Raw genomic sequence first — 16,977 nt, 5'->3', positions numbered from 1 at the left:
AAAACGCAAGATGCCCTAAACGATTTGTCCGTCGAATCATAGTTTGCGAACTATAACGGGCTTTGTCACGATTTGCCGACGCGAACGTGACGCTCCGTATAGGAAAATCGACTCAGTCGTCCTTAGGGTGCAGCATCCGCCGGTGTTCCGCCTCCGCTCACTAAGCTCTTCTGTGTGCCAAACGAGTTGAGTCACGTCGACGCTTCGGGTGCCGCGCGAATGGTCGATGTCACAGCCAAGGACGTGAGCGCGCGCCGAGCCGTCGCGGCCGGGCTCGTGCGCACGACCAGCGCAGTCATCGCCCTGCTGCGTGACGGAGCGCTTCCGAAAGGTGACGCTCTGGCGGTTGCGCGCATTGCCGGAATCATGGGCGCGAAGCGCACTCCGGATCTGATTCCACTGTGTCATCCGATTGCTTTGCACGGTGTGACCGTCGAATTGACGCTCCGTGACGAGACAATCGAAATCGAGGTGGTGGCCAAAACCGCCGACCGCACCGGTGTCGAGATGGAGGCGCTCACCGCGGTCGCGACGGCCGGGCTGGCCCTCATCGACATGATCAAGGCGGTCGACCCGGCCGCCTCCATCGACAACGTCCGGGTGCTGCGCAAAGAGGGCGGCAAGACCGGGGTGTGGGAGCGGGCGTGAAGGCAGTTGTCGTGGTGGCGTCCAACCGGGCGGCCGCGGGGATCTACGAGGACACCAGCGGACCCCTGCTCGTCGAGGGGCTGCGGGCGCTCGAGTTCGAGGTCGGCCCGCCGGTCGTGGTGCCCGACGGCCCGCCCGTCGAGGCCGCGCTGCGCGAGGCGGTCGCCGGAGGCGCCGACGTCGTGCTGACAAGCGGCGGCACCGGGGTCACGCTTACCGACGCCACGCCGGAGATGACCCGGCGGGTGCTCGACTACGAGGTGCCGGGCATCGCCGAGGCGATCCGGGCGGCCGGCGCGGCCAAGGTGCCAACCGCGATCCTGTCGCGCGGCCTGGCCGGAGTCGCCGGGCGCACGCTTGTCGTCAACCTGCCCGGGTCGCGGGGTGGGGCCAAGGATGGGCTGCACGTGCTGGGCCCGGTGCTGCGCCACGCGGTCGATCAGCTTCGCGGTGGCGATCACCCGCAACCGACTACGCTTCCAGCGTGACGATCCCGATCGCATGGACGGCGGCCCGCGAGGCGGTCTTCACCGCGGCTCAAAGCAGAATCACAAAAGCCTCCGAGTCGGTACCGCTGGCCGAAGCCGACGGCCGCACGCTCGCCGAGCCCCTGGTGACGCTCACCGACCTGCCCGCCTTCCCGACCTCGAGCGTCGACGGCTGGGCCGCGCGCGGTCCGGCACCGTGGCGGATCGCCGGGCGCGTGCTCGCCGGCGACACGGCCGCGCCGCTGACCGAGGACGGCACCTGCGTGGAGATCGCCACCGGCGGCATGGTGCCCGCCGGCACCACCGTGGTCGTGCGCATCGAGGACTCGAGCACCACCGACGGCCTCGTCAGCGGTGAGCCGCGGAAGCTGCCCGACTGGCGCCGCCAGGGCGAAGAGGCCGCCGCCGGTGAGGAGCTCCTGGCCGCCGGCACCCCGGTCACGCCGGGCGTCATCGGACTTGCGGCGTCGTGCGGGTACGACACCCTGGCCTGTCGCGCTTTGCCGAAGGCCGCCGTCCTCGTCTTCGGCGACGAGCTCCTCACCGCCGGGCCGCCGGGGCAGGGGCGCGTCCGCGATGCGCTCGGGCCGTCGGTGCCCTCCTGGCTGCGCCGCGCGGGAGCGTCGGTCGCAGCGGCCCGCGGCCCGGTCGTCGACACCCTCGACGCCCACGTCGCCGCGCTGCAGGAAGCGGTCGACTCCGGCGCGCAGCTCATCTGCACCACCGGCGGCACCATGCACGGCCCCGTCGACCACCTCCACCCGGCGCTCGCCGAGCTCGGCGCCCGCTACGTCGTCAACACCGTGGCCGTCCGCCCCGGCTTCCCGATGCTCGTCGCGCAGCTCCCCGGCGGCCAGTTCGTCGCGGGTCTGCCGGGCAATCCCCAGTCGACGTTCGTCGCCCTGGTCTCGCTGGTGCTGCCCCTGCTCGCCGGGCTCGCCGGCCGACAGCGGCCGGAGCTGTCCACCGTGACCCTCGGCGCCGACGTCCCGGGCCGCGGCGACTTCACCCACCTCGCCCTGGTCACGCTCGTCGACGGTCGCGCACACCCGGTCGGGCACGTCGGCTCGGCGATGCTGCGCGGCCTGGCCGGCTCGGTCGGGTTCGCGGTCATCCCGCCCGGCGGCGAGGGGCACGCCGGCGACGTCGCGCAGCTGGTGCCGCTGTCGTGATATTCACCGAGGTCACCACCGAGCCGCTGGACATGCAGGCGCACGAGCGCGCGGTCGCGCACCCCGCGGCCGGAGCCGTCGTGTCATTCGCCGGCGTCGTGCGCGATCACGACGGCGGCCGGGGCGTCGTGGAGCTCGAGTACGAGGGCCACCCCAGCGCCGCCGGCGTCCTCGCCGAGGTCGCGGCCGAGATCGCCGCCGACCCGGCCGTACGCGGGATCGCCGTGTCCCACCGGATCGGCCGGCTGGAGATCGGCGATGTCGCGCTTGCCGCCGCCGTGTCCACCGCGCACCGGGCGGAGGCGTTCGCGCTCTGCGCCCGCCTCGTCGACGAGGTCAAGGCGCGGCTGCCGATCTGGAAGCGTCAGGTGTTCACCGATGGTGAAGAGGAATGGGTGAACTGTCCCTGAGGTGCCGGCGCGCCCGCTTGAGGGTCCTCGCCGACGAACGCGCCGCGTGACCGGCCCGCCAGCGCAGGTCGGGGCGGCCCTCCCGGTCGAGCGCGGCCAGCAGCAGCCCGCCGAACAGGCCGACGTTCTTGAGGAACTGGATGCGCTGCTGGGCCCGCTCGGCCGGGTCCTCGATCTCCCAGAACGCGTGCCCGGCCAGCGTCGTCGGCACCAGCGACCCGGCCAGGGCCAGTGCGGCCGGCCGCGTCGCGTGCCCACTCGCCAGCAGCAGGCCGCCCGCCACCTGGACCGCGCCGTTGACCCGCACGAGCGTCTCGGCCTCGGTCGGCAGGCTCGGATGCATGGCCTTGATCGTCGGTTCGAGCTTCTCCGTGACCCGCACGGCCTTGCCGGCCAGCCGCGCCGGGTTCGAGAACGACGACCAACCCTGAATCACGAAGATCGCTGCCAGCATCGATCGGGCGGCGGTGCGCACGGGTCTCATGAAGGCCAACATACCCAGCGGAGAAATGTCGTACCCCCTGACTACGGTTAGCGGCATGGCGGAGACAACGACGGTGAGCACCGTCTGGACGACCGACCAGGTGATGGCGCTGGCCCCCGACTCGGCCGCGCAGCGGGCGGCCCGCGCGCTGGCCGGTGACCGCGCCTGGCTGGAGACCGGGCTCGCCGCCGACGATGACATCGACCCCACGCTGTGGGGGCTGTGCCAGGGCAGCGGCAGCACGCCCTACCAGACCGCCGTCGACCTCACCGAACCCGCGTTCAAGTGCACCTGCCCGAGCCGCAAGTTTCCCTGCAAGCACGCGCTCGCCCTGCTCCTGCGCTGGTCGTCGGGCGCCGTCCCCGAGGCCGTCGCGCCCTCCTGGGCCAGCGCCTGGCAGGCCGCCCGAGCCGCCCGAGCCGCTCCGAAACCCCCCGTCGAAACGGCCAAGAGCGGCGTCGGGGGTACTGCGGGGAGGGCCGCCCCGAGCGAGAAAGCCCAGGCGCGCCGGGCCGACCGCATCGCCTCCGGCCTCGATGAGCTGGACCGCTGGCTGGCCGACCAGGTGCGCTCCGGCCTCGCCGGGGCGGCGAAGAGCGGGCCGGCCTGGGACAGCATGACCGCCCGGCTGGTCGACGCGCAGGCGGCCAGCGCGGCCGGCATCCTGCGGCGCACCGGGGCCGTGATGGGCTCGCCGGAGCGGCTCCTGGGCGAGCTGGCCCGGCTGCACCTGCTTGTCGGCGGCTACCGGCGCCTCGACGAGCTGCCCGCCGAGCTCGCGGACAGCGTCCGGATGCGGGTCGGGGTGCCTATCGCGACCGAGACCGTCCTGGCCGGGCCGCCGGTGCGCGAGCGCTGGCAGGTCCACGGTGTCCGCGACGAGATCGAGGACCAGCTCACCGTGCGCCGGGCGTGGCTGCGCGGCGCCGCCACCGGGCAGCCGCTGATCATCCTGTCGTTCGCCGTGGCCGGCCAGTCGCTCCCGATCGACCTGCTCCCCGGCACCGAGATCGACGCCGACGTCTGCCTCTACCCGGGCGGCCAGCCGGCCCGCGCGCTCATCGCGAAGCGGCACGCACCTCCGGAGCGCATGCACTTCGTCGCCGGCGGCGCGGGCATCGAGGACAACCTGCACGCGCACGCCCTGGCCCTGGCCGGCGACCCCTGGCTCGACTACTGGCCGATGGCGCTCGACGGCGTCGTGCCGGTGCGCGACGGCTCGGGCTGGGCCCTCGTCGACGCGTCCGGGTTCGGGCTGCCGCTCGACCCGGCGGCGGGGGAGCCGTGGCGGCTCGTGGCAGTGACCGCAGGCCGCGCGGCGACGGTGACCGGCGAGTGGTCGGCGGGCGGCCTGCGCCCCCTCGGCGTGTGGGCCGACGACCGGCTGGTGCGCCTGTGAACGCGCCGGACTGGGGCGACGTGTTGGCCACGGCGCTTGTCGGCACGCAGCGGCGGACGTTGCCGGCCGGGGTCGGGCGGCCGGGGCAGGACGCGGCCGAGGCGTTGCTCGACGCGGCGGGGGCGCTGACGCTGTACCGGCGGGCCGGCTTTCGGGCCCGCGGCGGGCTCACGGTGCCGGAGGCGGCGCCTGACGACTCGGACATGCCGCTGGTGTCGTGGACGGCGGCCGCGCGGGCGGCGGATCTGCTGGCGGTCGATGCGGCCGGCTACGGGACGAGCAATGCGGTGCCCGTTCGCGACGCCGACGGGCGGCTCGAGCTGCTCTACGAGTGGCTCTCCGCGGCGCGGGGGCGCCGGGTGCCGGGCGAGCTGCTGCCGGCGCTGCTGGAGATCGGGCGGCGGCACCGGGCGCTGCGGCCGCTCGTCGCCGCGGCCGGGGGCCCGCGCGTGGCCTGGCTGGCTCGGCAGCGGCCCGAGTGGGCCTACCTCGACTCCTCGGCGACCGGCGACATCCAGGCGGCGGCCGACGACCCGCAGGGCTGGGAGCTCGGGACCATCGGCCGGCGGGTCGGCATCCTCACCGCCGTGCGGCGCGGCGGGCCGACGGGCGAGCAGCGGGGGCGCGACATGCTCGCCGACGTCTGGCCGACCGAGACGCCCGACGACCGGGCCGCGCTGCTCGGGACGTTCGCGACCGGGCTCTCCCCCGCCGACGAGCCGGTGCTGGAGGGCGCCCTCGACGACCGGCGCAAGGAGGTCCGCAACGTGGCGCTCGACCTTCTGGCGATGCTGCCCGACAGCGCGTACGCCCGGCGGATGATCGAGCGCACCACCGCCGCCGTGCGGGTGGTCGACGGCCGGATTCACGTGGAGCCACCGGCCGCCTGCGACAAGGCCATGCGCCGCGACGGGATCGTGGCCCGGCCGCCCGCGGGGGTCGGGGAGCGGGCCTGGTGGCTGGAGGAGCTGCTGACCCGCACGCCGCTGACGGTGTGGGGCGAGCCCGAGGAGTTCCTGGCGCTGCCGGTGACCGAGGAGTGGGTGGCCGTCCTGCGCCGCGGGCTGGCCCGGGCCGCGGCCGGGCAGCGGGACCCGGCGTGGGCCACCGCGCTGACCGGCCGGCTCACCGAGGAGGTAGCCGCGGGCGGGCGGCCCGACGACCGGCTGCTGCTCGAGGCTCTCTACGACGCGCTGCCCTCCGATGCGCTTTCCGCCCTCGCCGTCGCCGTGCTGCGCCGCGGGCTCGCCGGTGCGGCAGCGGTCGGCGTCGAGCACGTGCTCGAGCTCTGCCCGCGGCCATGGCCCGAGCCGCTTGTCGAGGCGGTGTTCGCCGCGCTCGACGACCTGAGCGGCCGCCGGTCGGCGGGCTGGCGCCTAGCCGGCCTGTGCGAGCTGGCCGCCCTGCGCCTGCCGGCCGACACCGCGGCGCGGGCCACCACCATGGCCGCCGCGCTGCCCTCGGACGACCCGATGTCCTCGATCGTCGGCCGCTTCGCCGACACGCTTCGGTTCCGTGACGACATGCTCGCGGAACTCCGATGATCCCCCTGGAGTTCATGTGACCAGCTCAGTCGATGTCACAGTCGTCCACGTCGACGGTGCGCCAGTCGCCGAGACGGTGCAGCGGCGCCACGCCGAGGACGAGTTTGCCGTCGAGCTCATCGCGCTCGCGGCCGGCGACGAGCGGCCCCGCCCGCCGGGGTGGCGGCTCTCCCCCGCCGCGGTCGTGACATACCTGCTCGGCGGAGAAGCGGCCGACGGGACCGTGATCGTGCCGAAGTACGTCGGGCCGCGCCGGCTCATGGAGGTGGCCGTGGCCACCCTGGCCACCGACCGGGCGCTGCTGCTGCTCGGCGTCCCCGGCACCGCGAAGACCTGGGTGTCCGAGCACCTCTCGGCGGCCATCAGCGGCGACTCGACGCTGCTGGTGCAGGGCACGGCCGGGACGCCGGAGGAGGCGATCCGCTACGGCTGGAACTACGCCCGCCTCCTCGCCGAGGGCCCCAGCCGCGCCGCCCTGGTGCCCAGCCCGGTGCTGCGGGCCATGGCCGACGGACGGATCGCCCGGATCGAGGAGCTGACCCGCGTCCCCTCCGACGTGCAGGACACGCTGATCACGATCCTGTCCGAGAAGACCCTGCCGGTGCCCGAGCTCGGTCAGGAGGTCCAGGCCCGCAAGGGCTTCAACGTCATCGCCACCGCCAACGACCGCGACCGCGGGGTCAACGAGCTCTCCTCCGCGCTGCGCCGCCGGTTCAACACCGTGGTGCTGCCGGTGCCGGCCGGCGTCGAGGAGGAGGTCGACATCGTGGCCCGCCGGGTCGCCGCGCTCGGCAAGGCCCTCGAGCTGCCCGAGCTGCCGCCGGCCGCCGACGAGATCCGCCGGGTCGTCACCGTGTTCCGGGAGCTGCGCAACGGGGTCACCGAGGACGGCCGGACGAAGCTCAAGTCCCCCAGCGGCACCCTGTCGACGGCCGAGGCGATCTCGGTGGTCACCAACGGGATCGCGCTCGCCGCCCACTTCGGCGACGGCGTGCTGCGGGCCGGTGACGTGGCCGCGGGCATCCTCGGCGCCGTGGTCAAGGACCCGGTGTCGGACCAGGTCGTGTGGCAGGAGTACCTGGAGACTGTCGTCCGCGAGCGCGAGGGCTGGCGGGACTTCTACCGAGCGGCCCGCCGTGGCGAGTGAGCCGCTGCTCCTCGGGGTGCGCCACCACGGCCCGGGGTCGGCGCGGGCCGTCCGGCGGGCGCTCGCCGCGTTCCAGCCCGAGGTGATCCTGATCGAGGGACCGCCCGAGGCCGACGCGCTCGTGCCCTACGCCGGCGACGAGGACATGCGGGCGCCGGTTGCGCTGCTCGGGTATCCGGCCGACAACCCCGATCCGAAGCTGCGCGCCTCGTTCTGGCCGCTCGCCGAGTTCTCGCCGGAGTGGCAGGCGATCCGGTGGGCCGTGGCCCGCGACGTGCCGGTGCGGTTCGTCGACATGCCGGCGGCCGTCCGGCTGGCCGCCCCGCCCTCGCCGGCGGTGCCCGAAGCGGGGTCGGTGCGGCTGGACCCGATCGGGGCGCTCGCCGAGGCGGCCGGCTACGACGATCCCGAGCGCTGGTGGGAAGACGTGGTCGAGCACCGCTTCAACCACCCCGCACCCGCTCCGCCCTCCCCGTCCGCCGCCGACCCCTCCGGGCCTGCCTCGGACTCCGCCGCCGACCCCGCCGCTGTCGCTGACGACGGGATGGGCGGGGTCGGTCTCTTCGCTGGGGACGGCGGCGTGCACGTGGACGAGGCTGAGCTGGCGGCGGCTTCGGCTCCGTTCGCGGCGATCGCCGAGGCCATGACCGTGGTGCGGGCGCACTCGCCGGAGCCGGGGGAGGCCGAGCGGGTCGAGGAGGAGCGGCGCGAGGCGTACATGCGCATCGGGCTGCGGGGGGCGCTCAAGGAGTTCGAGCGGGTGGCGGTGGTCTGCGGCGCCTGGCACGTGCCGGCGTTGACCGCTCCGCTGCCCAGCGCCTCGGCCGACGCCGCTGTGGTGCGCGGGCTGCCGAAGGTCAAGGTGGCGATGACCTGGGTGCCGTGGACCCACGCGCGGCTGGCGTCGTGGCAGGGGTACGGGGCGGGGGTGCGCTCCCCCGGCTGGTACCACCACCTGTTCACCTCGGTCGACGCGCACGTCATCGAGCGGTGGCTGGTGCGGGCGGCGGGCGTCCTGCGCAAGGACGGCGTGCCGGTGTCGAGCGCGCACGTCATCGAGGCGACCCGGCTGGCCGACGCGCTGGCGACGATGCGCGGGCGGCCGCTGGCGGGGCTGGCCGAGGTCACGGACGCGGCCCACGCGGTGCTGTGTGACGGCGACGACCTGCGGCTCGCGCTCATCAACCGGCGCCTGGTCGTGGGGGATCGGCTCGGGCGGGTGCCGGATCAGACGCCGGGGGTACCGATCGCGAAGGATGTCGCCGGCAGCCAGCGGCGATTGCGGCTCCCGCCGAAGGTCGAGCGGCGTGAGCTGAAGCTGGACCTGCGCCAGGCGTTCGATCTCGAGCGCAGCCGGCTGCTGCATCGGCTGCGGCTCCTCGGCGTCGAGTGGGGCAAGGTGCTCGCCGCGTCCAAGGGCAAGGGGACCTTCCGCGAGGAGTGGGAGATCGCCTGGCAGCCGGAGTTTGCGGTGGACCTGGTGGAGGCGGGGGCTTACGGCACGACGGTCCTGGAAGCGGCGACCGCCCGGGTCGCCGAGCTGGCCCTGTCCGCGGCCACCCTGGCCGACGTGACAGCGCTTGTGGAGCGGTGCCTGCTGGCCGACCTGCCGGACGCACTGCCCGGCGTGCTCGACGCGCTCGACGAGCGGATGGCCCTCGACGCCGACGTCGCCCACCTGATGGACGCGCTGCCGGCGCTGGCCCGCACCCTCCGCTACGGCGACGTGCGCGGCACCGACCTCTCCGCTCTCCGCGACGTCACGCTCGGCATGATCACCCGCATTTGCGTCGGCCTGCCCGCCGCGGTCGGCGGCCTCGACGACACGGCCGCGGCCGTCATGCGCGACCGGATCGACGGCGTGCAGGGCGCGCTGGCCCTTGTCGACGAGGCCGAGGCCCAGGCCCGGTGGCAGGCGGTGCTGGCCGGCCTGTCGACCCGCGACGACCTGCACGGCCTGCTCACCGGGCGGATGAACCGGCTGCTGCTCGACGCGGGCGCCGTCGACGCCGACGAGATCGGCGAGCGCATGGCGCTCGTGCTGACCGTGGGCGTGCCGGTGGCGCGGACGGCGGCCTGGATCGAGGGGTTCCTCGCCGGCGACGGCCTGCTGCTGGTCCACGACGAGCGGCTCCTGGCCCTCGTCGACGCCTGGCTGACCGGGATCCCGGCCGACGCGTTCGTCGAGGTCCTGCCGCTGCTGCGGCGGACGTTCAGCGGCTACCCGGCCCCGCAGCGCCGGATGATCGGCGAGCGCGCGGCGAACATCGGGACCGCCCGGCCCGGCACCGGCAGCGACGACGAGGTCGACCCGGCCCGCGGCGCGCTGCTGCTCCCGGTCGCCGCCCGACTTCTGGGGAGGGAGCTGCATGTCTGAGCGCGTGGATGAGGGTCTCGGCGACGACGGGGATGAGCGGCTGCGGCGGTGGCGGCTGGCGCTGGGCGGCGCGCCCGGGGCCGAGGGGACCGGGTATGGGCTGAGCGGGCAGGATGCGGCGGTCGACGCGGCGCTCGGGGCGCTCTACGACCACGGGTCCGACGGCCCGGCGAGCCAGCGCGGGGCCGGGCTCGGGGCCTCGGCGCCGCGGGTGGCGCGGTGGCTGGGGGACATCCGGCAGTACTTCCCGTCGACTGTCGTGCAGGTCATGCAGGCCGACGCGATCGAGCGGCTGAACCTCACGCGGCTGCTGCTGGAGCCCGAGATGCTCGACGCCGTGGAGCCCGACGTGCACCTGGTCGGGACGCTCCTGTCGCTCAACCGGGTCATGCCGGACAAGAGCAAGCGGGCGGCCCGGAAGGTCGTGGCGAAGGTCGTCGGCGAGCTGGAGCGCCGGATCTCCCAGCCGACCCGCACCGCGCTGACGGGCGCGCTGAACCGCGCGGCCCGCATCAACCGGCCGCGGCACCACGACATCGACTGGAACCGGACGATTCAGGCAAACCTGAAGCACTACCAGGTCGAGCAGCGCACGATCGTGCCGGAGCGGCTCATCGGGTACGGTCGCCGGGCCCAGGCGGTGCAGCGGGACATCGTGCTGTGCGTGGACCAGTCGGGTTCGATGGCAGCCTCGGTCGTCTACTCGGGTGTGTTCGCCGCCGTCCTGGCCTCGATGCGCTCGCTGAAGACGTCACTCGTCGTCTTCGACACCGCCGTCGTCGACCTCACCGACCGGCTCAGCGACCCGGTCGACGTGCTCTTCGGCACCCAGCTCGGCGGCGGCACGGACATCAACCGCGCCATTGCCTACGGCCAGCAGCTGATCAGCCGCCCGCGCGACACGATATTCGTCCTCATCAGCGACCTGTACGAGGGCGGCATCCGCGAGGAGATGCTGCGCCGGGTCGCCGCGATGACGGCGGCCGGCGTGCAGGTGATCACGCTCCTGGCCCTGTCCGACGAGGGCGCGCCGGACTACGACCGCGAGAACGCCGCCGCGCTGGCCGCCCTGGGCGTGCCCGCGTTCGCCTGCACGCCCGACGTCTTCCCCGAGCTGATGGCCGCCGCGATCGAGCACCGCGACCTGCGCGGCATCATGGAGCGCGCGGAGGCGGCCAAGGCCCAGAAATGACCCACGCGCGCCGCCGTCGCACCTCGCCAGCCGCCGCGCCGTCCGAGGCCAGCCTTCATGCCCGCCCGAGGCCGGCTGCGCGCCCGCCCGAGATCAGCTGCCGCGCTCGCCTGCGGCCAGTCGCGCGCGCCCGTCCGGGATCGGCTGCGGGCCGCCTGAGACCGGTCGCCGTGCCCGCCTGCGATTTGGTCCTCGCGCTGCTTCGTGGTGTCGGTGAGCCGGCCGGGCCGCCCTGGGTCGCACGACGTGGGGGCGCGCGGGGGCGACGCCGTACGGGTTGCCGCTCACCGGGTGGTTGCTGGCGGTGGTGAAGTGGTGGCCGGTGGGAGGTGGCTACTCCGTGGGTTGGGTGCGCAGGTAGCGGGCGAAGTGGGGGACGGTGAAGGCGACGGTCCCGCGTTCGCCCGAGTAGATCAGGCCCTTCTTGATCAAGGCGTCGCGGGCCGGGGACAGGCTGGCCGGCTTGCGGGCCAGCGTGCGGGCGACCTCCGCGGTCGGGACGGCTTCGGAGACGTCGACGGCCGGGAGCAGGGTGGCCATCGTGCGCATGTACTCGCGCTCGGCGGGAGTCGCGCGCTCGTAGCGGGAGCCGAAGAAGCCCACCGCCAACTCGGCCTCGGCCTCCGGAGCGGCCACTCGGACGTCGGCGGCGGTGATCGGGGAGCGGGGGGCGTGGTCCCAGGTCGCCTTGCCGTAGGCCTGGACGAAGTACGGGTAGCCGCCCGACGCCTCGTACAGCGCGTCAAGCGCCTTCGCCTCGTACTCGACCTCCTCCCGCTCCGCCGGAGCCGTCAGCGCCAGGTCGGCGGCGATGCGGTCCAGGCGGTCGATGCGCTGGTAGCGGAAGAGGCGCTCGGAGTACGACTTCGAGGCGGACAGCAGCGCGGGGACGTGCGGCAGTCCGGCCCCGACCACGATCAGCGGGGCGCCGGTCTGGGAGAGCTCGTGGCACGCCGCGCACAGGGCCGAGATGTCCTCGGCGGAGACGTCCTGGAGCTCGTCGATGAACAGCGCCACCCCGGTGCCCACGTCCGTCGCCACGCTTGCGGCGTCGGTGAACAGCTCCACCAGGTCGATCTCGATGTCGCCCGAGTCCGCGCGGCCCGTGGCCGGGGGTACGTCGATGCCCGGCTGCCAGCGGTCGCGAAGTTTTGACGGAGGCTTGCGAGGGTCCTCGCGCAGGGCGAACGCCTTGAGCACTCCGAGGAACTCGTCGATCCGGTCGGGGGCGCGGTGGTGCGGGGCCAGTTCGCGGATGGCCATGTGCATGGCGGCGGAGACCGGGCGGCGCAGGGACTGGTCGGGGCGCGCCTCGATCTTGCCGGTACCCCACAGATGCGAGATGGCCTCGGACCGCAGCGTGTTGAGCAGGACGGTCTTGCCGACGCCGCGCAGCCCGGTGAGCATCAGGGACCGCTCGGGGCGGCCACGGGCCACCCGCTCCAGGACGACGTCGAACGCATGCAGCTCACGGTCGCGTCCGGCGAGCTCCGGTGGGCGCTGACCGGCCCCTGGCGCGTAGGGATTGCGAACGGGGTCCACGAATCGCACAGTATCGGGCTCTCTAGCGCGCAGGCTAGAACCCCGTAGAAGAACCTCTACGGCGTGTCGTCGTGGCATATCTAGGAGTATCTAGCGCAGGCGCAAGACAGCGTTATACGACGCCATCGAACCGACCCTCGTAGACTACCGAACAGCTGTTCGATGCCTGGCTCGAACTAATGTACTACACCCGTTCGGGGCCTTGTCGCAAGGGCCCCGGAAAACACCAAGGCCCCGGCGAGCGCCGGGGCCAAGGACGAAACCGCAGGTCAGCTGCGAAGTTTCAGACAGAGCACGAAGTCGTTGGAGTCGACCGGGCTGTCGAAGAAGTAGTTGTGCGAGTACCCGGGAGTGCCTTCGCACTTGTTCTTGTCGGTCGTTCCGGGGATCCGCTTGAGCACCTCGTAGGCGCCGGGGCCGCACTGGACCTTCTGCATCTGCGGCTTGTCGTTGCTGGTGCCGACGTTCTTCAGGCACTCGCCGACCTGGACCGAGGCGGCGTCGCCGGCCTGGACGCCGGGCTTTGAGGCCGACGGGTTGCCGGTCGGCTTGCCGGACTGCCCGCCGTTCGGCGCCGCGGCCGAGCTGTCGGGCTTGGCCGAGGACGAGGACTGCGCGGCCGGTGGGTTGTTCGTCGCCGTGCCCTTGTCCTTCGACACGTAGTAGTACAGGCCGATGCCGCCGCCGCCCAGCAGGAGCAGGACGAGGACGGCGACGAGCGCGATGGTGCCGCCGGAGCGCTTCTTGGGCTCCTCCTGCGGGGGCGGGCCCCACTGCGGCTCATCGTTGTAGCCGCCGGGCTCGTTGCCGTAGGGCTGGTAGCCACCGCTGCCGGGGGGCTGCTGGTAGGTGCGGTCGTCGTTGTAGGCGCCGCGGCGGTCGTCGTAGGCCGGGTCGTTGTAGCCACCCTGGTTGCCGTAGCCCTGGTTGCCGTAGCCACCGCCACCGCCGCCGTAGCCGCCGGCACCGCCCTGGTCATAGCCGCCGGCACCGCCGCCGTAGCCGCGGTCGCCGTAACCGCCGCCGCCACCACCGCCCTGGCCGTAGTCGCCCCCGCCCTGGCCGTAACCGCTGCCCTGGCCGTAGTTGCCGCCGGCGCCACCGCCCTGGCGTCCGCCGCCCTGGCCGTAGCCCTGGTCTGCGTAGGGGTCCTGTTGACCACCCTGCTGCCATGGGTCCTGAGGTTGACCCTGGTACGGTCCGCCCGGCGGTCCGTAACCCGACATGATGTCCTCCTGGTCCTGCGGCCCTGGTCGGCTTGGTGAGCCTATCGGCGCCCGTGCAGCAACGGTATCTCTACCCATCCCCCCTAGAGCCTCACGGATCCGCGCCAAAAAGCGTTCACAAAAACCGCGGAAATCGATCAGATCAGGCGCAACTGTCGATCTTTGGGCTTGCGCGGGGCGGCCGGACCGCGCCGCTCCAGCAGGCCGGGGTCGATCGGCGCGAGGAACGGCGTCGGCGCCATCTCGCGCTCCGATCCGAAGCGGAACCGGGTGCGGCTGTGCGACACGAAGAGCCGGTCCTGGGCCCGGGTGAGGCCGACGAAGAACAGGCGGCGCTCCTCGGCGATGTCGTCGTCGGTCTGCTTGGCCCCGGCGTAGGGCCGCAGCGGCAGCAGCCCGTCCTCGGCCCCGACCAGGAAGACGACAGGGAACTCCAGACCCTTCGAGGCGTGCAGGGTCAGCAGGTTCACCCGGTCGGCCCGCGGGTCCCAGCCGTCGACCTCGGCCCCGGTGGCCAGCGCGCCCAGAAACTCGTCCAGGTCGCTGCCGGCCCGCAGCGCGAGCGGTGTCATCAGGTCGACCGCGTTCCACACGTCCGACTCGTTCAAGGTCATCAGGTCGCTGTCAAGCGTGCCGCAGCGGCCGGCGACGACCTGGCCGGCCAGGCGGACCCGGGCCGCGATCGAGCCGCCGAGGCCGTCGGCGTGACGCAGCTCGCGGGCGATGGCGGCTACGCCGGGGCGGTCGAGCAGGCGGTCGTGCGAGCGCTTCTGCACGGGTACCCCGGCCCGGCTCAGCGCATCGACGATAGGCCCGGCCTGCGCGTCGGTGCGGTACAGCACCGCGATGTCGGCGAAGGACATCGCACCGATGGTGGTGCGGGAGTCGACGCGGTTGTCGTGCGAGCGGTGCGAGAGGCCGCCGACCAGCTCGTCCACCGTGCGCACCACGAAGTCCGCCTCGTCGGCCACGGAGTTGGCCGGGTAGAGCCCGACGACCGGCGCCTCCAGGTCGAGCCGGGCCGGGTCGAGCCGGCGGCCGGGGACGAGCGTGGTGGGGGCGATCGCCTGCACAGCGGCGGCCAGGATCGGCGCCGACGAGCGGTAGTTGCGGGTCAGCCGGACCACGCGGGCGTCGACATCAGGCGTCGAGAAGTCGCCGGCGAAGCGCAGGAAGAAGGAGACCTCGGCCCCGCGGAACGAGTAGATGGCCTGGTCCGGGTCGCCGATCGCGCACAGGTTGCCGCCCGGCGGGCACAGCAGGCCGAGCAGCTCGTACTGCACCGGGTCGACGTCCTGGTATTCGTCAACGAATATCCAGCGCCAACGGGCCCGATAGCGCGATACCAGCGCCGGCGACGAGCGCAGCAGGTCGACCGTCAGCGTCAGCAGCTCGTCGAGCGACACCATGTCGCGGGCCCGCAGCGCCTTCGCCAGGGTCTCCCGGGTCGCCGGCTCAAGAGCCGCGAGCGCCTTGCGGGCCTCCTTCTCGCTCAGCGGCTCCAGCGCCGTGAGCAGGTCGGACTCCTCGGCGATGCGAAACTGCGGGGTGAGCCCGACCGCCGGGGCGTTCTCGCGCAGGATCTGCAGGCCGAGAGCGTGGAACGTGGAGACCGTGACCGCCTCGGTGACCGGCCCGAGCAGCACCTCGAGGCGCTCGCGCAGCTCCTCGGCGGCCCGCCGGGTGAACGTGATCGCCAGGCACTCCTCCGGGTAGACACCCAGCTCGGCGCAGAGATAGGCGAGCCGGTGGGTGAGCGTGCGGGTCTTGCCGGTGCCGGGGCCGGCCACGATCAGCAGCGGGCCGCCGGGCGCCGAGGCCGCCACCCGCTGGAGCGCGTCGAGCCGGTCGAGCAGGCCGGTCCCGACCTCCTCCATGCCGGCCAGCATCGGCTCCAGGGGCTCGTGCGGCGACGCCGGCGCGGAGATCGGCGGGGGCGGTGGCGGGGCCTCCGCGGGCGCAGAACGCCGCCGCCGGGGCTGGGCCTTGGGGGCCGCCTCGGCTCGGCGCTGCTTCGGCAGAACCGGCATCGGTACCTCGAACAGCGCGTCCTCCTGCGCACCTCCACGCAGTTCGGACGGCTCGAACAGGCGGATGACCCCGTATTCGCCGTCGTACCCCGGCGTCCGGTGCACCTCGCCGCGCCGCAGCCGCGCGATGCCCTCGCCGAGGAGTTCGCCGCCGGCCCGGGCGATGTCCTCGATCGGCACCGAGCGCAGGATCGACAGCTCCGAGCCCAGCTCCGCGACGAGCGCGCTCAGCTTCTCGTCGACGGTCTTCGACTTCGGCCCGACCCCGTTGATCTCGCCGAGGATCTCGTGCAGCTGGATCAGGTGGGTGACGTTCGGCGCGCCCGCCGGGATGTATCCCTCCGGCCGGTCGGCCAGCTCTTCGACGCGGTGCAGTACCCCCACAGTGAGGGGCTTGCCGCACTCCGGACAGCGGCCCTGGGCCTCGCGGGTGCGGGCCGGCGGCCAGTTCACGTCGCAGGCGCGGTGGCCGTCGGCGTGATACTTGCCCTCCTCGGGGAAGAACTCGAGCGTGCCGACCAGCCCGTCGCCGGTGCGGAGCATGTCGCGCACGCCGATGTAGGACAGCTCGCCCCGCAGCAGCGTCGCCTCCCGGGCCAGCGCGGGCGCGGAGTGCGCGTCGGAGTTGCTGACCAGCCGATACCGGTCCAGCGACGACACCCGCCAGTTCATCTCCGGGTCGGAGGACAGCCCGGTCTCGACGGCGAAGATGTGCTCGGCGAGGTCGGCGTAGCAGTCGGCGATGGCGTCGAAGCCCGATTTGGAGCCCAGCGCGGAGAACCAGGGGGTCCAGATGTGCGCCGGCACGAGGAACCCGTCCGGGCTCGCCTCAAGCGTGATCTCCAGGAGGTCCCGGGAGTCCAGCCCGAGAATCGGCCGGCCGTCGGAGCCGAGGTTGCCGATCCGCCCGAGTGCGGTGTTGAAGCGCTCGACCGCCTCGAAGTCGGGCTGATAGATGAGGTGGTGGACTTTGCGGGTACGTTCACCGCGCTTGTAGATCGTGGAGATCTCGACCGAGAGCATGAACCGCGCGCCCGCTTCGGCCACGCCGAGCCGGGCCGGCAGCCGGCGCAGGATGTCGGCCTCGCGGTCCGGGTGCAGCCGGTAGAGCCCGGGCTCGGCCGGCACCAGCGCCTCGCGCAGATGGTCGAACCAGGCGGGGTGGGTGAAGTCGCCGGTGCCCAGCAGGGCGATGCCCTTACGCCGCGCCCACCAGGTGAGCGTCTCGATGCTGAGGTCGCGACTGCACGCTCGGGAATACCGCGAGTGAATGTGCAGATCCGCGACGAACGAGTCGGAAGCGGCGTTCGAGGACACG

The 16,977-nt window shown here is 73.4% G+C and carries 13 protein-coding genes; 9 read left to right on the top strand and 4 right to left on the bottom strand.

From position 1 onward, the window contains the following. The first annotated feature begins 219 nt into the window (after positions 1-219). From moaC to Dvina_RS53675, 4 genes are read left to right on the top strand one after another with little or no spacing between them, the layout of a single operon-like run. The gene (gene moaC / locus Dvina_RS53690) at positions 220-648 is read left to right on the top strand and encodes a cyclic pyranopterin monophosphate synthase MoaC (protein WP_246656713.1); all 429 of its coding nucleotides are present in this window, start codon (positions 220-222) and stop codon (positions 646-648) included. Next, complete coding sequence (locus tag Dvina_RS53685; protein ID WP_223100236.1) at positions 645-1,136, top strand: MogA/MoaB family molybdenum cofactor biosynthesis protein; 492 nt, start codon at positions 645-647, stop codon at positions 1,134-1,136. The genes moaC and Dvina_RS53685 overlap by 4 nt, the downstream gene beginning before the upstream one ends. Further along, positions 1,133-2,308, top strand: a complete 1,176-nt coding sequence (locus Dvina_RS53680; protein WP_223100233.1) for a molybdopterin molybdotransferase MoeA — start codon at positions 1,133-1,135, stop codon at positions 2,306-2,308. Before Dvina_RS53685 ends, Dvina_RS53680 begins: the two co-directional genes overlap by 4 nt. Positions 2,309-2,340: 32 nt before the next feature. Next, the gene (locus Dvina_RS53675; protein WP_246656711.1) at positions 2,341-2,718 is read left to right on the top strand and encodes a molybdenum cofactor biosynthesis protein MoaE; all 378 of its coding nucleotides are present in this window, start codon (positions 2,341-2,343) and stop codon (positions 2,716-2,718) included. On the opposite strand, the gene Dvina_RS53670 is transcribed toward Dvina_RS53675, so the two are convergent. Next, positions 2,681-3,202: a DoxX family protein gene (locus Dvina_RS53670; RefSeq protein WP_246655917.1), complete on the bottom strand. Its 522-nt coding sequence runs from the start codon at positions 3,200-3,202 to the stop codon at positions 2,681-2,683. The genes Dvina_RS53675 and Dvina_RS53670 overlap by 38 nt on opposite strands. Positions 3,203-3,257: 55 nt before the next feature. Here Dvina_RS53670 and Dvina_RS53665 point away from each other — a divergent pair, with 55 nt between their 5' ends. Genes Dvina_RS53665 through Dvina_RS53645 form a run of 5 tightly spaced genes read left to right on the top strand, consistent with a single transcriptional unit; the run spans position 3,258 to position 10,861 of the window. Then, on the top strand, positions 3,258-4,601 hold the full coding sequence (locus Dvina_RS53665) for an SWIM zinc finger family protein (protein WP_223100230.1): 1,344 nt from the start codon (positions 3,258-3,260) through the stop codon (positions 4,599-4,601). After that, entirely contained in the window at positions 4,598-6,145 is a 1,548-nt protein-coding gene (locus Dvina_RS53660) for a DUF5691 domain-containing protein (protein ID WP_223100228.1), read from the top strand. Before Dvina_RS53665 ends, Dvina_RS53660 begins: the two co-directional genes overlap by 4 nt. Before the next feature lie 16 nt (positions 6,146-6,161). Continuing rightward, positions 6,162-7,292 carry an ATP-binding protein gene (locus Dvina_RS53655; protein WP_246655916.1) on the top strand — a complete coding sequence of 377 codons (1,131 nt, stop codon included), beginning with the start codon at positions 6,162-6,164 and terminating at the stop codon, positions 7,290-7,292. Further along, on the top strand, positions 7,282-9,669 hold the full coding sequence (locus tag Dvina_RS53650) for a DUF5682 family protein (protein ID WP_246655915.1): 2,388 nt from the start codon (positions 7,282-7,284) through the stop codon (positions 9,667-9,669). The genes Dvina_RS53655 and Dvina_RS53650 overlap by 11 nt, the downstream gene beginning before the upstream one ends. Then, positions 9,662-10,861, top strand: coding sequence for a VWA domain-containing protein (locus tag Dvina_RS53645; protein ID WP_223100226.1), 1,200 nt, complete (start codon positions 9,662-9,664; stop codon positions 10,859-10,861). The genes Dvina_RS53650 and Dvina_RS53645 overlap by 8 nt, the downstream gene beginning before the upstream one ends. A gap of 333 nt (positions 10,862-11,194) precedes the next feature. On the opposite strand, the gene Dvina_RS53640 is transcribed toward Dvina_RS53645, so the two are convergent. The 3 genes from Dvina_RS53640 to Dvina_RS53630 form a co-directional block, all read right to left on the bottom strand. Beyond that, complete coding sequence (locus Dvina_RS53640) at positions 11,195-12,403, bottom strand: ATP-binding protein (RefSeq protein ID WP_223100224.1); 1,209 nt, start codon at positions 12,401-12,403, stop codon at positions 11,195-11,197. 269 nt (positions 12,404-12,672) lie between these two features. Beyond that, positions 12,673-13,629, bottom strand: coding sequence for an LppU/SCO3897 family protein (locus tag Dvina_RS53635; RefSeq protein ID WP_223106262.1), 957 nt, complete (start codon positions 13,627-13,629; stop codon positions 12,673-12,675). Between the two features lie 137 nt (positions 13,630-13,766). Then, on the bottom strand, positions 13,767-16,976 hold the full coding sequence (locus Dvina_RS53630; protein ID WP_246655914.1) for a UvrD-helicase domain-containing protein: 3,210 nt from the start codon (positions 16,974-16,976) through the stop codon (positions 13,767-13,769). Position 16,977 lies beyond the last annotated feature (1 nt).

The sequence above is a fragment of the Dactylosporangium vinaceum genome (genome assembly GCF_019904175.1).
Taxonomy (GTDB): Bacteria; Actinomycetota; Actinomycetes; order Mycobacteriales; family Micromonosporaceae; genus Dactylosporangium; species Dactylosporangium vinaceum.
Note: the sequence above shows the minus strand (reverse complement) of the source record. Positions and strands in the feature narration are given on the sequence as shown.

Excerpts from the sequence above, each read along its gene's own strand:
- Dvina_RS53665 (WP_223100230.1), top strand. The coding sequence starts at position 3,258 with ATGGCGGAGACAACGACGGTGAGCACCGTCTGGACGACCGACCAGGTG.
- Dvina_RS53670 (WP_246655917.1), bottom strand. The coding sequence starts at position 3,202 with ATGAGACCCGTGCGCACCGCCGCCCGATCGATGCTGGCAGCGATCTTC.
- Dvina_RS53635 (WP_223106262.1), bottom strand. The coding sequence starts at position 13,629 with ATGTCGGGTTACGGACCGCCGGGCGGACCGTACCAGGGTCAACCTCAG.
- moaC (WP_246656713.1), top strand. The coding sequence starts at position 220 with ATGGTCGATGTCACAGCCAAGGACGTGAGCGCGCGCCGAGCCGTCGCG.
- Dvina_RS53645 (WP_223100226.1), top strand. The coding sequence starts at position 9,662 with ATGTCTGAGCGCGTGGATGAGGGTCTCGGCGACGACGGGGATGAGCGG.
- Dvina_RS53675 (WP_246656711.1), top strand. The coding sequence starts at position 2,341 with ATGCAGGCGCACGAGCGCGCGGTCGCGCACCCCGCGGCCGGAGCCGTC.